General features: G+C 43.7%; 11 protein-coding genes. 6 read left to right on the top strand and 5 right to left on the bottom strand.

Annotated features, from left to right (window positions below):
- The 3 genes from FK220_RS18725 (at position 1) to scpA (ending at position 4,305) form a co-directional block, all read left to right on the top strand.
- Entirely contained in the window at positions 1–366 is a 366-nt protein-coding gene (locus FK220_RS18725; RefSeq protein ID WP_152575898.1) for a DUF1801 domain-containing protein, read from the top strand.
- A gap of 270 nt (positions 367–636) precedes the next feature.
- Positions 637–2,019: a methylmalonyl-CoA mutase subunit beta gene (locus FK220_RS18720; RefSeq protein WP_152575897.1), complete on the top strand. Its 1,383-nt coding sequence runs from the start codon at positions 637–639 to the stop codon at positions 2,017–2,019.
- 186 nt (positions 2,020–2,205) lie between these two features.
- Positions 2,206–4,305, top strand: coding sequence for a methylmalonyl-CoA mutase (gene scpA / locus FK220_RS18715; protein WP_152575896.1), 2,100 nt, complete (start codon positions 2,206–2,208; stop codon positions 4,303–4,305).
- Between the two features lie 28 nt (positions 4,306–4,333).
- Here the strand turns inward: scpA and FK220_RS18710 are convergent, their stop codons facing one another.
- The gene (locus tag FK220_RS18710) at positions 4,334–5,455 is read right to left on the bottom strand and encodes a glycosyltransferase (RefSeq protein WP_152575895.1); all 1,122 of its coding nucleotides are present in this window, start codon (positions 5,453–5,455) and stop codon (positions 4,334–4,336) included.
- 9 nt (positions 5,456–5,464) lie between these two features.
- The gene (locus FK220_RS18705) at positions 5,465–6,211 is read right to left on the bottom strand and encodes a WecB/TagA/CpsF family glycosyltransferase (RefSeq protein ID WP_152575894.1); all 747 of its coding nucleotides are present in this window, start codon (positions 6,209–6,211) and stop codon (positions 5,465–5,467) included.
- A gap of 573 nt (positions 6,212–6,784) precedes the next feature.
- Between FK220_RS18705 and FK220_RS18700 the strand changes: the two genes are divergently transcribed.
- From FK220_RS18700 to FK220_RS18690, 3 genes are all read left to right on the top strand, one after another.
- Positions 6,785–7,981, top strand: coding sequence for a glycoside hydrolase family 2 TIM barrel-domain containing protein (locus FK220_RS18700; RefSeq protein WP_166204997.1), 1,197 nt, complete (start codon positions 6,785–6,787; stop codon positions 7,979–7,981).
- Positions 7,982–8,272: 291 nt separating this feature from the next.
- Complete coding sequence (locus FK220_RS18695; RefSeq protein WP_166204995.1) at positions 8,273–11,803, top strand: glycosyltransferase; 3,531 nt, start codon at positions 8,273–8,275, stop codon at positions 11,801–11,803.
- A 219-nt stretch (positions 11,804–12,022) separates the two neighbouring features.
- Positions 12,023–12,742: an FkbM family methyltransferase gene (locus FK220_RS18690; protein ID WP_152575891.1), complete on the top strand. Its 720-nt coding sequence runs from the start codon at positions 12,023–12,025 to the stop codon at positions 12,740–12,742.
- Between the two features lie 5 nt (positions 12,743–12,747).
- On the opposite strand, the gene FK220_RS18685 is transcribed toward FK220_RS18690, so the two are convergent.
- The 3 genes from FK220_RS18685 to FK220_RS18675 form a co-directional block, all read right to left on the bottom strand.
- Positions 12,748–13,875, bottom strand: a complete 1,128-nt coding sequence (locus tag FK220_RS18685) for a glycosyltransferase (protein ID WP_238719115.1) — start codon at positions 13,873–13,875, stop codon at positions 12,748–12,750.
- Between the two features lie 88 nt (positions 13,876–13,963).
- Positions 13,964–15,193, bottom strand: a complete 1,230-nt coding sequence (locus FK220_RS18680) for a glycosyltransferase family 4 protein (RefSeq protein ID WP_166204993.1) — start codon at positions 15,191–15,193, stop codon at positions 13,964–13,966.
- A 170-nt stretch (positions 15,194–15,363) separates the two neighbouring features.
- Positions 15,364–16,878, bottom strand: coding sequence for a hypothetical protein (locus FK220_RS18675; protein ID WP_152575889.1), 1,515 nt, complete (start codon positions 16,876–16,878; stop codon positions 15,364–15,366).
- Between the last annotated feature and the right edge of the window lie 190 nt (positions 16,879–17,068).

Here is a 17,068-nt window from a genome sequence, read left to right as displayed (position 1 = left end):
ATGCGGGAACTTGATGTCTTTTACCTTTCCAAAGAAGAGCCGGGCAAGAGCTGCCTGCTCGCCTTACGCGAACTTATTCTGAAGCAGGATGCCCAGGTGACGGAAACCCGCAAATACGGAATGCCCTGTTTCTGCTATCAAAAGAAGCCCTTCTGTTACCTGTGGACGGATAAAAAAACGAAGGAGCCCTATATCCTGTTTGTGGAGGGAAAACAGCTGCACCATCCCCAATTGGAGGAAGGCAATCGTGCCCGGATGAAAATCTTTCGCATCGACCCGAACAACGATCTGCCCTTGAAAGTCATCAATTTGTTGCTGCAGAGCGCTTTGGAGCTCTACCGCAAGGGCACCATCAAGACGAAATAATCTTAGTTTGCATACTATTTAAGTCCGTACTCTTCGAAGTTGGCACGGCGGAATTAGCTCCCTGGCGTACCAATGTCCTAAAATACCTACCATCTTTCGCCTTTAATGGTACTATATGGTCATTTGCATCCTTTACTGCCGCGCCCTACTTCCGATCCTCCAAATCGCTTGCGAAATTGGCCCTTGACTCAAAGGTTTTTATCAAGACATGACAAATGTTAGAAAATAATACTCCCATTCATCGTATCTTCATATCCAAATTGTAAACCGATGAAAGAGTCCACCTTTTTCAAGGATTTCGATGCCATTTCGGCCAAGGCATGGAAACAGAAAATACAGTACGATCTTAAGGGAGCCGACTATAACGAAAGGTTGGTCTGGGAGTCGTTGGAAGGCATTAAGGTTAAGCCGTTTTACAATCACGAGGATCAAAAAAATGGTGCCGTGGATCTCGACACTACCCCTCGGCATTGGAGCATTGGGGAAACCATTTTTGTGGCCGATGTGGATAAATCCAATCAAAAAGCACTTGAGGCGCTCCGTCAAGGCGCGGAAAGCCTCGTCTTTACCATTCCCAACGAAACGGTCGATCCAAAACAATTGCTAAAAGGGCTCGATTTGGGAAACGTACCCCTTCATTTTGAATTTCAATTTTTGAAGCCTTCCTACGTTCAAGATCTGCTGGGTCTAGTACGGGATTCCGCTCCGGAAATACACTTGCATATCGACCCTATCGGACACCTGGCCCGAGAGGGCAACTGGTTTATTGGAATGGAGGAGGACTTTGCCCGTTGTAAGAAGATCTCCGATCTGGCACCATCCCCTTATTCCGGAAGTATCTTTTCGGTGGATGCCTCGCTCTATCAAAATGCCGGGGCCAATAGGGTTCAGGAGTTGGCCTATGCCCTCTGTCATGCCCATGAGTACTTGAACCAAAATACGCTTTCCGGAATCAACAACATCACCTTTAAAATAGCCATTGGCGGCAACTATTTCTTTGAAATTGCCAAGTTACAGGCGTTACGCCTTTTATGGAAAACGCTGGCCAAGGAATACGATAGCGATCAGGATTGCCATATCATGGCCATACCCAGCCTTCGTAACAAAACGGTATACGCCTACAATTCGAATATGCTCCGAACCACTACCGAATGCCTATCGGCCATCTTGGGGGGTGCCGACACGGTTTGCAATCTAGCCTACGACGGGCTGTACCATAAAGGCAATGACTTCGGGAATCGTATTGCACGCAACCAGTTGTTGTTGCTCAAACACGAGAGTTTTCTGGATGGTTCGTTCAATCCCACCGAAGGTGCTTATTATATCGAAAGCCTGACACAGCAGCTTGCCCAAAAAGCGCTGGAATTATTGAAGCAATTGGAAGCTTCCGGGGGATTCCTCCACCAATTAAAAAGCCATTCCATCCAACGGAAAATCAAGGAAAGTGCCGATAAGGAACAATCACGGTTCGACCAAGAGAACGAAATCCTGGTGGGCACCAACCGCTATGTCAACCCGGCGGAACGGATGAAAGGGGAATTACAGCTGTACCCTTTTGTAAATACGAAGCCGAGAAAGACCTTGATCGAACCTATTATTCCAAAACGATTGGCAGAAGCGATGGAGAAAGAGCGACTGGAGAAGGAAGGTTGACCTGTGAAATTGGAAATATGAGGTATGAAAGAGGGAAGAAAAGAGAGATGCGGGAAGCTTTAAGCGTACAGCGATAAGCGTTCAGCGACATTTGATCTTAGGAAATTTGAAATACTTGGAATCTATAGATCAAAACTTTAGAAAGGGAGACTAAAAAAATAGAGCGACCAACGAATAGCAATGATCATGAAACGAAAAGACGTACAGCATTTGGAACTTCCCATCAAAAAAGATATTCCAACCGAGGAACCACGTTTTGGCCACCTTGAATTTGCGGCAGGTTTTCCGCCCTATCTCAGGGGTCCATATGCCACGATGTACGTGCAACGCCCATGGACGATTCGGCAATACGCCGGTTTCTCCACGGCCGAGGAGAGTAACGCCTTTTACAAACGCAACCTCGCGGCCGGACAAAAAGGGTTGTCCGTAGCCTTTGACCTTCCTACCCATCGTGGATATGATAGCGATCACGAACGCGTGGTCGGCGATGTGGGCAAAGCGGGGGTCGCCATCGACTCGGTGGAGGATATGAAAATTTTGTTCGACGGGATACCATTGGATCAAATGTCGGTTTCCATGACCATGAACGGGGCGGTATTGCCTATCATGGCCTTTTATATCGTGGCGGCCGAGGAACAAGGGGTCGAACCGAAACAACTTGCCGGCACCATCCAGAACGATATCCTAAAGGAGTTCATGGTACGCAACACCTATATCTATCCGCCGGCCCCTTCGATGCAATTGGTGGCCGACATTTTTGAATATACCAGTCAATATATGCCCCGCTTTAATAGTATCAGCATCTCGGGCTACCATATGCATGAAGCCGGGGCCACCGCTGAAATCGAATTGGCCTATACCCTGGCCGACGGACTGGAATACGTTCGAACCGGACTGAAGGCGGGCTTGGATATCGACCGATTTGCGCCCCGCCTCTCGTTTTTTTGGGGGATTGGTATGAACCACTTTACCGAAATCGCCAAAATGAGGGCCGGACGTCTGCTTTGGGCCAAGCTGATGAAGCAATTCGGGCCTGAAAACGAAAAATCGCTCTCCCTACGTACCCACAGCCAAACCAGCGGTTGGAGCTTAACGGAGCAAGACCCCTTCAACAACGTGGCCCGTACCACCATTGAGGCGGCGGCGGCGGCCTTTGGAGGTACCCAAAGCCTGCATACCAATGCATTGGACGAGGCTATTGGCCTTCCCACCGATTTCTCGGCCCGCATCGCCAGGGAAACCCAATTGTTTTTACAGGAAGAGACCAAAATCACCAAAACCGTCGACCCTTGGGCCGGTAGCCACTATGTGGAAGAACGTACCGACCAACTCGTCCATCAGGCCTTGGAACTGATACAGGAAGTGGAGGAACTGGGCGGTATGACCAAGGCCATTGAGGCCGGTATTCCCAAAATGCGGATCGAAGAGGCAGCGGCCCGTAAACAGGCCCGGATCGATAGTGGGGAGGAAGTCATTATCGGCGTGAACAAGTACCGTTTGGAAGAGGAGGAAGACCTTGTTATTTTGGAGGTCGATAACAACGAGGTGCGCCGACAACAGTTGGCGCGATTGGCCACTGTCAAAGCAGAGCGAGACCCATCGGCAGTGGAAAACAGCTTGAAGCGGTTGGAACAGGCCGCCCGGAATAAAATGAAGGGGAACGGACAGGCAGACCCGGACCTTCGTCGGGATGAAGATAATTTGTTAGCTTTGGCCGTAGAAGCGGCCAGGGCCCGGGCCACTCTTGGCGAAATTAGCACGGCCTTGGAGAATGTCTTTGGCAGGCATAAAGCGGACATCAAAGCGATAACAGGCGTGTATTCAAAAGAAATCAAGAACAACGAGGCCTTCAAAAAAGCGCAAGCGCTAGCGGACCAATTTGCGGAACAGGAAGGGCGAAGACCGCGTATCCTAGTAGCTAAAATGGGGCAGGACGGACACGATCGCGGGGCCAGGGTCGTCGCGACGGGCTATGCCGACTTGGGATTCGATGTGGATATCGGGCCGTTATTCCAGACACCGGCCGAAGTGGCCAAACAAGCCGTGGAGAACGATGTGCATGTACTCGGTATTTCTTCCTTGGCAGGGGGCCATAAAACCTTGGTACCCCAGGTCATCGAGCAGTTAAAGGCCTATGGCCGTGAGGATATCATGGTGATTGTGGGCGGGGTCATCCCCAGACAGGACTACGACTACCTGTTCGAGCACGGGGCCGTCGCCGTATTCGGTCCGGGCACTAAGATTCCGGAGGCCGCGATACAGTTGTTGGAGATTTTGATGGATTGACTTAACCCTGCATAAGACAAACCTGCGATTAATCCTGGACAACATTTGCAAAAATTTCTACCATTCTACTTTCGAATTTATCCAAAGTAAACTGTTGTTCAAACCGTGTTTTCCCCGCCTTTCCCATCTTAACACGCAATTCAGGATTTTGAATTAAAATTTCCATTTTATCGGCCAATTGAATAGCATCGTGTTTTTTTACTAAAAAGCCTGTCTTACCGTCCTGCACTACATCAGGAATACCGCCTTCGATGGTAGTGATAACGGGCAGTTCGGCTTGCATTGCCTCTAATAGGACCAAAGGGGAACAATCGTTCAAGGTAGGTAGCACAAAAACATCCGAATTGGATAGCAGCTCATTCTTTCTTCTTCCCACCTGACGTCCATGCACTACTACGTGTTTCGTTAATTCCCTTTCTTTAATATTCGCTATTAATTCATCTTCTGTTATGTCTCCCCAATCCCCAACAATATGGCATTCAAAATCGACATTTCTTGTTTTGAGTAATCGACAGGCGTCTAAAAGGATGTACGGACCTTTTTCAATAATGAGGTTGGAGAGAAACAAGAGTTTTGGAATATTATCAATCTCTTTCGAAGATTTTTCGACCGACTGCTGGTAATCGGTGGGAGGAATACCATAGAAGCAATAGTGCACATCCTCTTTTGACACATATTTCTTTATATCAAAGTACAATCTTTCCGAACTTAAAATACATTGGACGTTCTTAAAGGAATATCGGTAGAGCAAATGATTAATGGTTCTGTGTTGAGTTTTGGAGACCCCTTTATTATGGAAATGGTAGAGTATGTTTTGATTAAAGAGTCTCAAAAGAAAAACAATTACGATTTCCTTGTAGTAGGCAAACCCTCCAGAATTAATGGTCATATAGCAACTATCATAGCTAGAACTTCTCAAGGCAATAAATACCTTTCGATAGAGACTTAAGAAGCTAGTAAACTTCGAAAAGAATCCTTTTCCCGTATCACTTAGTTTCTTGGAGGTTTGTAAATTAATAAAGGTACATTCAAAAGAATTATTGATTTCGGCACTTTCAAAAAGGTGTTGCCCAACTTTTGCTGCCCCATGTAAGGGCGGGGGCATGTGCAGTATAAACAGTATTTTAGGTCTAACCTTTATTTCTATCAAACTACTGAATTATTTGCTCATCTGTTGGGCAGAAGTGGACCATTTTTCCCTGACCAAATAGTACAGAAATACCGCACCATAATATATATACCGTTTCCACATACGTTTTGGTTCTTTTACCAACCGACCTAACCACTCCAGTCCCGAATCTATCCAAATCTTATTGGGACGTTTAACAGTCCCGGCATAGAAATCGAAAACGGCCCCAACGGAACAAATCATACCTGCCTGAATCGCTTCCTTATGAGCAGCACTCCATTTCTCCTGTTTAGGGGCGGTCATCCCAATAAATAGCACATCGGGTTGAAAGGCATTGACCTGCCGCAGCATCGATTCATTATCTTCCCGGGAAAAACTCGGTTTAAAGGGAGGTGAATAGCTAGCTACCTCAACATTAGGATAATCTTTCATAATGCGATTTCTTATTTTATCAAGAGTGCTATCGGTAGCCCCCAAATAAAAACATTTGCCTTTCTCACTATCCAATTTCTGTAACAAAAACCGGTGCAAATCGGCACCGGCCACCTTTTGTACCCGTTTCCCATTTAAGAATTTTGCAGCTAATACTACGCCAATGCCATCAGGGAGCAACACGTCGCTATCCAACAAAGCCTTCTTGAATCGGCTATCTCTCTCTGCAATGCAATAGGAGTACTGATTAAGAGTATTTACAATAACTTTTTGATTCGTGGGAAGGTGACTTAAATCATTTGTAAAAATGCGATATCCTAAAATTTTTTCTGTGGTATTTTGCATGTAGGAAAAATAAAAAATGGGATTAATCATGAAATCTCTTAGGATTTGTTCTTCAAATATAGCTTATATACGTTACGGTGATCCTCACCGGATTTATGAATGTTTAAATGAATAGAAATACTATTTTGAGTATCGACAATCTTTTCGCCATAATGAGCCTACTTTAACAAATGGTAATACCATATATTACCGAATAGATGAAATTAGCATATCTTTATAAAGTTAATTCCTGTAATTAGGTGGGTAAAAGCAACCAGTCGTAAATACTTTGTAAAGTATTGCTCCGAATAAAACAGATCTAGTGATAAGGGTATGAACCTAAGATTACAGCTACAGTATATTCTTGTATTACTTGTTTTTCGAGCCTTGGAATGGTTCAATGAAGATAATCATACCCACATTTGAATGCTTTACCGCCTTTTCGTTTACAACCCCACTCTTTTTTCCCGTACCCTTCGAAGGAGACCCTTACTTTGTTGTATCTTATTGCTCGTAATTCATTCCTGCTCCTCGCCCGTCCAAAAGGACAAAAGGCCTAATGTATACATAGAAAAAACAGATCACGGGTATCAGATGATAAGGAACGGAAATCCTTTCCATATAAAGGGAGCCTCTGGAAATGCCTTTTTGAAGGAACTAAAAGATGCCGGAGCCAATACAATACGCGTTTATGACACCATGAACTTGAAAAAATACTTGGTAAAGGCAGAGGAATTAGGGCTGGCAGTGGTTATTGATATCCCCTTACCGAGATACCAAACTAACTCGGATACCATTTACAAAAACCCTGTTCTTTTCGCGAAATTATTGGAAGACACCGGAAAATTTGTAAATCGATTTAAGGATCATCCAGCAGTGCTCTACTGGATTTTGGGAAACGAGGTCTACTACCCCAAATTGTATGCTAATGATTTCATATCTGGCTACAACCGCTTACTTGAGAAGGTCCGAGAGATAGACCCCAATCATCCAATTAGCACAACGGTTTCTTCCTCAGGACTCAAAAAGGTATTTAGCATCTTGGTAAAAAGCCCAGATCTGGATTTTATCTCCGTCAACAATTTTGGCTCCTTAAACGATTTTACCTTGGACAAAAACATCTTATTTTTTTGGCAAGGACCCTATGTCATTTCGGAATGGGGAATTAATGGCCCTTGGGAGACCGAAACTACCAAATGGGCCGCCCCATTGGAAGAAACCGGTACCAAAAAAGCAGAACAGTACAAAAATCGATACGTAAAGAATATTCAGGCTATTGATGACGGAAGGTGCCTAGGAAGTTTGGCCTTCTTTTGGGGACAAAAACAGGAGCGAACACATACTTGGTTCAGCCTATTTGCGGATAATGGCTACAAATCGCAAGTCGTATTTGAACTTCAAAATCTCTGGCAAGATGTTGACCGCCAATTTCAAGGTCCAAAAATCGACTATCTCCTATTAAACGGCCAGTCGGCAAGCGAAAACATCCTGATAAGTCACAATAGAGAAGTGAAAGCCGCGCTTTTTTACCTTAAAAACGATTCTGTCGCCTCTTATGATACCGAATGGACGGTACGCCCTGAAAATTGGAATTACCTACCCCAGGAAGTTGAACAAAGACCGGACAGTATTCCCGATTTGATCGTACGAAAGGATAATTTCGGCCTAACCTTTAAGACCCCAACTCAAGAGGGCCCCTATAGGCTCTTTGTTAAGGTGTCAAGTGAAAGTGGCTATTATACAACAGCGAACATTCCGTTTTACGTGATTAAGGAACCCTTTAACCTTTAATGTTACAAGCTTATCAAAAAACCCTCGAAAATAGAATTGCTTTATATAAGACTAATGATTGTCATTGGAGTGGCATCATTAATTTATTTTCTGATTTTCTTTTTTAGGCCGGAATTCAGGGGATATCTGCCTCTTTATATTTTACTTTCGATAATTTTGATTTATGGTGCCCTAAAAAAGGTATATCTGTGGTACCATTATTTCAGCATCTCCATACCCAAGGAGGTAATTGGTTCGAAGACTTATTCCGTCGATGTTCTTACTACTTTTTTCCCAGGCGAACCTTACGAAATGATCATAGAAACATTGGAGGCAATCCAGAAAATAAGGTATCCGCACACTACTTATTTATGTGACGAGGCCAATGACCCGTTTTTGAAGAAAGAATGTGAACGGTTGGGAGTAATTCACGTAACACGCGACAATAGAATAGATGCCAAGGCAGGAAACATCAACAATGCCTTAAAAATGGCCAGAGGCGAAATTTGCCTGATATTAGATCCGGACCACATTCCAAAACCAAATTTTTTAGACGCCGTTATACCCTATTTTGATGATGAAAAAATCGGCTATGTCCAAACGGTTCAAGCCTATTATAACAAACCCTTTACCCTGGTCGCACGAGGTGCGGCCGAACAGACTTTTCAGTTCTATGGGCCTATGATGATGACAATGAACACGTATGGTACCGTAAACGCGATTGGTGCGAATTGTGTTTTTCGGCGATCTGCTTTAGATAGCATTGGGGGGCATGCCCCGGGACTGGCAGAAGATATGCATACGGCTATGTTATTACATGCGAAGGGTTGGGAATCGGTGTACGTTCCTAGAATCCTTGCGAAAGGCCTGGCACCAGCCGACCTTACCTCCTACTACAAACAACAATTGAAATGGTCCAGGGGAACCTTCGAACTCCTCTATAGGGTGTATCCCAAAATTTTTAAATCCCTTACATTTCGACAAAAAATCCATTATGCACTTTTACCACTTCACTATTTAATCGGTTTCATATATCTCCTCAGCTTCCTAATTCCAGTTGTATCGTTGTTCTTATCAAAAATGCCTTGGACGGGCAACATCATTACCTTTGTACTCATCAGTCTTCCCGTAGTGTTAAGCTCTTTGTTGATTAGAACGTACATACAAAAATGGGTCATTGAAAAAAATGAGAGAGGCTTTCACGTTATCGGGGGACTTCTACAAATAATAGCATGGTGGGTGTATATTTTAGGAGTGGTATATACCTTTTTAAGAAAAAAGGTGCCCTATTTACCAACTCCTAAAAATGAAGAGGAAGAAAACAACCTTAATATCGTAATTCCAAACCTAATAGTAGCAGCAATATCACTATTTGCTATTTTATATGGTTTATACCAGGATTTTACTCCTTTCAGTATCATCATGTCGTTTTTCGCTCTTCTCAACGCTCTATTTATGTTTTTTGGTGTTTACCTTGCCTTTAAGGTTACCAATAGAAATCGAATCTTGAGGACTGCTTTGGAGAACGAGACCATTGAAAACTTGAAACGCGTCAAAAAGACTTTCGGTATGTTTATGGACCACCTCTTTACTTTTACCAGACGCCTGGCGGTACCCATACTGTTGATAACCATATATTTCACGAACAGCTCATTAAAAAAAATAGAACGGAATAGATGGAATTATCCCCAAACGGAGGTAGACCAAAAAAAAACAATGAAATATTTGGGAATATTCAATCCTACGGCCGCCAATGGTGTTACCGACTTAAGACAAACTAGTTTATTTGAAAGACGGGAGCAAATTAAGTTCGATATCATTTCGTTCTATATGGCTTGGGGCGACGAGGATAAAACGCTACTTAAAAGTGATTACTTGCAAAAAATCAAAGCTCAGGGATCGGTGCCGATGTTAACCTGGGAACCTTGGGCAAGTAACTTCAGGATTAGCGATTCCATTCCTGCCTTAAAGAAGGAGCAAAGCATATTATACTTTATCAAAGAGGGTTATTTTGATGACTATATCAAGGAAGTGGCTCGAATTGTCAAGGAATTTAAAGAACCCTTTTTTGTACGTTTTGCCCATGAATTCGACAACCCATTTTATCCTTGGTCCCAGTCAGGGGGGAATACCGCTAAGGATTTTAAACAGGCATGGCAGCATATTCATCATATTTTTAAAAGTCTACGGGCAGACAATGTACGATGGGTCTGGAACCCGTGGAAAGCAACTGCCATTTCCGATTATTATCCCGGTGATAACTATGTAGATTGGTTGGGAGTGAATTTGCTCAACTATGGCACCTTTAATCCTGATCAAAAATGGTACGGTTTCCGAGATTTATACCGCCCTTATCACGAGGGTTTTAAAAAAATCTCCGCAAACAAGCCTGTGCTACTAGCAGAATTCGGCTCATTGTCGACAGGTGGCGATCAGGAATCGTGGCTCAAGGACGCCTTTATTGCCATCGAAGATTCCTTTGATGATATCAGTGGTCTCGTTTTCTTTTACTCCAATCTTGATAAAAACATTCCAGCAGAGTACAAAGCAAGCGAATCGACATATCTAGACTGGAGGTTCGCACCAGAGATTCTGCAAGGTTCCTCTTTCGTTGAAAAGAGCGCACGCCTGAACAGCGTAAAGCCCCTACCGGAAGCCCTAGAAACGAAAATTGTGAATAAACCCATTAAATTACCTTTAGAACTCAGCGGTATCGGATATTCAAAAACTACCGACTGGGCAAACAATAATTACGTGGCCAGCAAACAAACCTTGGAACGGGATTTTAAGTTGATGGGAAAGATGGGATACAATCTTGTCAAATGCACGCCGTCGCCTGTATATGAATATAATTTATTTAAATACGGAAAAAAATACGGAATAAAAATCTTATACAGTTTTCAGATTCCCGCTTCATTGGATTTCCAAGAGGATAAAGATCAATTGGAAGTACTCAGTAACACTGTTATAAGTACGGTGCGAAGACTAAAGGACAAAGAACAAATAGCCGGTTGGAATTTTGGGAACGACCCCTGGAACAATGCCAGCTTCAAATACGACTATTCCAAGGCACTAGCTCAACGAAAGGCCTATTTTTCATGGCTACGGGAACTAGTGAGCGCAATCAAGCAAATCGATCCAAAAAGTTGGGTTACGAAGGATCTTGTCGTATCGCAGTTGGCATCGCTGCAACTCAAGGAACTAGATAGCTTGGATATCTCTTTGGATGCGATTGAACTAATCGTTAGCGACACTACATTCCTCAAAGAGTCGTTGGAAATGGCCCATTCTCGTAGAATCCCCTATATAATAAGTGGGATTGATCCCGAATTGGTTAGTCAACAAAGAGAACACTTTGCGAATACGCCGATAATTATGTCCAACTGGCAAAATCAATGGCAAAATCATCTAATCACCTATGACGGTCTTTTGGATTTTAACGGTTTCAAGAAGAAAGGGTTTCTATTGGTTGAAGAGTTGAAAGGAAATCGTTTAAAAATTCCCTCCTTTCCCAAAGTAAAAATCTTGCGACCTTCCACTCCGTTGTTATCCAAAAAATTGTTGAAATACTATGCCCTGATCCATCATGACAATGGATGGTCTTACTTAGAAGACGAATCAGGTTATGAAATTGAATGGCGACTTGCCAAACGGAATAGATGGGGCCAGGTGATCGCACTAAAAAAAATAGGAGAAGGCGCCTCCATCAACGTAGAAATTCCAAAATCCTATAAGCGTTACGAACTAGTGCTTACCGTTATAAGGAATGGTTGGTCCACCAGCACCACAGCCACATTAAATACCCCATCATCGCCCTCCATAGCAGCATCAGGGCCGGATTAATTGCAATGCCCACGTATCGGTTCGAGTTCCGAACCCGTCAAATCGTTTGTATCAACCCCTATTATGAAAATCACACCTTCCGATGACTCTTTGTGGGCCATAAGCTATCTACCAAATAGAAAGTAAGCCATAAGTTCTAAGAGAAATCAGGACTTTTAAAAACGGCTGAAATTTGAGAAATATTTTGAAAAATACCTACCTTTAAATTAAAACTGTACAGTGGCCAATTCTCTTAAACGCAAATTGAAAAGTTCCTTTTTACGGTATACCGGCAGAACTAGCCACCTCAAAAGAGGCGTAACCTGTGACCATATTTGGTATGGTGATCGCCATGCAGGGTTTTTCGTGAACCCCACTATCCTTCAACGGAATGCCATCGTTTATTCTTTCGGAATTGGTGAGAACATTTCCTTTGACAGGGCCATTATTGCTAATCATCAAAGCCATGTATTTGCTTTTGATCCAACACCAAAATCGATCAATTGGCTTAAGTCGCAGCAATTACCGCCAAACTATAGGTACTTTGAATATGGTATCGCCGCCCAAAGCGGATTGGTAGACTTTTATTTACCCAAAAATCCAAATTTCGTTTCGGGAAGCCTAGTTGATCAAGATAATGTAAACAAGAACGAGAAGGTACAGGTACCAATGAAATCGCTAGGAGATATCATGTCGGAACTGGGACACACGCATATCGATGTGTTGAAGATGGATATTGAAGGAGCGGAATACGAGGTGATCAATAATATTATGAATTCGGATGTATCGATTACCCAAATCTTGATCGAGTTTCATGATCGATTTGTTAAAAACGGTGTGCGAAAATCAAAGGACGCCATCTCGCTTCTAAAACACCGCGGATTCGAAATATTTGCGGTTTCGGATAACTATGAAGAAGTGTCGCTGGTAAATACCAGACTACTACGGCCTACAGGATAATGGCTTCAGGTAGGCTCTACTATCATCGCTTTTACAAGAATCGTTTTCATGTTGTGCTCGAAGTTCGAAAGGGTAAAACACTTTTCGTATAACCTTCTACCTGCCATTCCCATGGCAACCCTAGACCCAGGACTATTGATAAGGAATATCATTTTTTCGGCAAGTTCACTAACGTTGCCCTGATTGGTAAGAAATCCCGTTTGGCCATCCAAGATCATCTCGGGGATACCACCCTCCGGAGTCGAAATGATAGGGAGGCCTTGCTGCATCGCCTCCAAATTGACAAGTGGGAAAGCTTCGTTATGATAGAATGTAGGGAAGACAAAAACATCGGACTCCTTAAAGAATCGGATTTTTTCCCCTCCGTATTTTGGACCGTGGGCAATAACCTTTCCCTTCAGACCTTTTTCCGAAACTGCCCGATTGAATTCAGTCTCCGAAATATCGGACCAAGCCCCTACAAAATGGCATTCAAAAGGCAAGCCCATTCCATCGAGTAAAGCGCACGCTTCCAAAAGAACGAAGACACCCTTTTGTCTCATCATATTTGATAGAAATAGAAACCTACAAACGGGGTCGCCTGTAATGTCCCGACTGCTGGAAGGGCTATCCTGTTCGATATCCGGTATCCCGTTAGGACAGAAGTACACGTTTTCTTTATGTACATAGTCAGACACATCGGAATATAATTGTGGTGCCAGCAGTATCGATTGGGTATTTTCGAATGTTAAACGGTAAAGCCCGTTTTTTATAAAATTGGACTTGCTTTCCTTTATACCCTTGTTGTGAAAATGAAAGATAATTTTTTTTCGAAATAGTTTTAGAAGACAAACGATAAGAAAATCTTTATAAAACCCAGCCCCTTTGGCAGTTAGGGTTACGTAACAGAGATCGTAGTTGGTTTTTAACAGAGCTTTGGCAGTACGTAGTATCACTTTCATGGTTGTAAATATCTTCCCTATACTCCCTTTTCCTATACTGCCCAAGTCAAAAGATGTTGTAAGGTTGATGTAATCGGCATCAAACGTTTCGTTGATAGATTGGCTATCCATAATATATTTGCCCACCATTGCAGCACCGTTCACTGGTGGTGGAATATGTAGTATGAGCAAGACTTTAGACTTCACCTTCATGTTGAATATCGTATAAATGCTTGGTGCGTTTCTAGATGCGCGCAACACCGATGATCGATTACATGCTCATGGACCAATTTGTGGTTGCCTAATTTACCAATGGGTCATCGCCCGATGGTTCAACCCCTTCCTTGAGACCTGCTATCGGTACTTTATCTTTCTCTACGAATTTCCCGTAAAACGCATTCCATTTTTCCCTAAAAACTTTGTTGTCATAATCCAAAACCGAAGATCGAGCCGAGGCTCCCATACCGATCAGGTCATATTTTTGGTCTACTATGTCAGCCAAAACCATTGCGACAGCTTTGGCATCCCGTTCGACTAGCCATCCATTCTCTCCTGGTCGTAGGTAGTCCTGTACGCCATATAGATCGCTTACGAGTAAGGGGAGACCAGCAGCGGCGGCCTGCAACGAAGCCAGAGAGAACGTTTCGTACAACGAAGGCAAGGAGAAGAGGTCACTGACCCACAACAACGATCGTATGTCTTGTTGAAAGCCCGCGAATATCATCTTTTTTTCAATAGCCATCGCCTTCGCCCTTTTTCGATATTTATTTATTTCCATCGGATTACCGCCTATTACCAATACTTTAATTGGTGCATTTAAAATGGGTTCCGCCCTCAAGCTATCCATTAATATGGGCAGTCCTTTACGTTCAAAATCCCCCAAGGCCATAAAAACAATGACGATATCGTGAGCGTCAAATCCCCAAAGCCTTCGTACGGTTTGCTCCTCAAAATTGTCAGGCTTACGATAGAAATCGATATCAACGGGATTTCCAATTATTTCTATTTTTTTGGTAATACTTGGATAGAAGCCAATAAGCTCCTGAGCCAATCCTTTAGAAGGGACAACAATACTCTTGACCTGTTTTATTGCCTTCGCCTCGCTTCGGGCATTATAAATATGGTTTAATTTTCTCAGATATCGCAATGGCCCACTCAATGTATTGGTTCCCCAATATTTTTTGAGGTAGGCTTTGTGGCAAAAATGCAGGTACAAAATATCGCTGTCGGCATATTGGCCCGCCGTCGACTGAACGATGCATGGAACATCCTGACTCCTTAAAAAACGTCGCAGTCTATATCTTACTTTTAGCGAAAAATGAATGTATCTGAACAGTAACGGAAATTTTAACGTTCGAATAAGGTGAGTGGTTATATTTTCCGGTATTTTGGAACCTATCTCCGAAGTAAACAGATGAATATTGTAGAGGGTGCTTAGGCCGATCATTTGCGATAGGACACAACTACCGGCCGGACTGCCAGTCTTTACCGAGAGATCGACAATCACAACCTTAATTGAACTTTTATCCATACACATCCACGGAAAGTAACATCTTGTCTGGAAACAACAACTCAATGTCGCGACATCCAATTTAAATATACTACTATTCTTTGGAATGAATACCCCCCCGATTTGTCGTTTTTGAAAAGAAGGTTTGCACGAACATTTTGTTCGGCATTAACAGCACCCACACTGCAGGTTTAATTGATTTGTTGCCAATCGGTCCCATCGCTTTGAAGCCAAAGGACACCCTTTTTTATTGTCGTACTGGACTCCCCATCCCCACTGACATAGGGGATGTTCGAAGTAGTGGGCACCCCTCCCAAGTCCTTGATGATATATACGTGTCCCGTATTGCTTGGTCCTGGAGGTGGTAAGACTATTTGGGTCACTGTTCCCTCGAGAATCACCGTATCATCACTCTTGGACAGTACTACTTCAGGCGTCGAAAGTCGTCTGATACCTTTGGTGTCCGTTGGCGATTTACTGAGAACGGTGCCCCCTCCCCCGTAAGTAATCGTCCCATCCACAATAAGATTTCCCCCAACATGAAGGGTAGCTTGCGGGTTGGTGACCATAATACCGACTCGATTACCGCCGGTTACGCGCACCACCTCTTGACCTTCGGAGGCCAACGCCATGGCACCACTGGCAGGTGAAAACATACCGGAGTTGAAATTGGTCGTAAAATGATAGGAGGGGAAATCGGCCGTCCCAACCGAATTGCTGATTCTGCCCGATTTTATAATTCCATCGACCTCCAGTTCGTTGGTAGGGGTATTGGTACCTATGCCCAATCTTTTGTTGGTGTTGTCCCAAAAAAAATCGTCGTTGGCTTCGAAAGGAGCTCCCGTTGAGCTATTGGCAAAAAATACCGATCCAGCGGTACCGATGTGATCCCCTCCCAGAATGCCAGTGGTAATCAAGGTCTCCAAACCATCCTCGGCCCTGTAGGTGTACGAACCATCATCGTTGTCGGTGATGGAGGTAAGTGTTTCCGGGGCACCGTCAAAAGTAAAAGGAGGATTTACCCCGTCATCAACAGTGTAGGTGCCATCCCCATTATCCGTGATAGATGTTCCGCCGGGGCCGCCGGTAGAAATTATGGTCTCGCCCCCTTCCTCGTTGGTATAGGTGTAGGTACCATCTGAATTATCGATAAGGGTCGAAACCGTCTCCAGCGCACCGTTGAAAGTAAACGGAGAATTCACCCCGTCATCTACGGTGTAGGTGCCATCGCCATTATCTGTGATGGTGGTCCCGCCAGGGCCTCCCTCGGATATCAATGTTTCTTCCCCAATTTCATTGGTGTACGTATAAGTACCATTGGAATTATCGACCAAGGTAGAAGTGGTTTCCGGGGCACCGTTAAAGGTTATGGGACCGTTCCCTACATCGATGGTAAACGTGCCATTCCCATTATCGACGAAAGATACACCGTTGCCGCTCGAATTGCATAAATTGTTCCACTGGCCGCTGTTGTAATAAAAAACGCATTGGGAAGTAGTATTGTATACGATAGCCCCCTCCAGTGGCACTAAACTCTGCATTTGGGCCTCCGTAAGCCGACTCAACACAAGCACCCCGTTACTGCTTTCCAATTCTAAAATGGATGCTGCATCGATGGTCTCGGGGTTGTCACCGATTTTTACTTGGGCCACTGCTAGATTTAGGGTAAAGAAAACACAGTAGAGCCCTATTTTATTGATTTCCATTTCTTTCCTTTTAAATAGTCATGTGCAGGTCAGAATGGAGGGGAAAGATATAAATAAATCTTGTGCCGACAAGATAAAGATCGATGTATGGTATATTGGATGTATAGTTAACAAGAATATTTAGTTTTTGGTTCTTAAGCCCGCCATTCAATATAAAAACTAAGTTAGACGCTCTTCCTTCATTACCTTG

The sequence above is a fragment of the Pelagihabitans pacificus genome (assembly GCF_009371985.2).
Taxonomy (GTDB): Bacteria; Bacteroidota; Bacteroidia; order Flavobacteriales; family Flavobacteriaceae; genus Pelagihabitans; species Pelagihabitans pacificus.
Note: the sequence above shows the minus strand (reverse complement) of the source record. Positions and strands in the feature narration are given on the sequence as shown.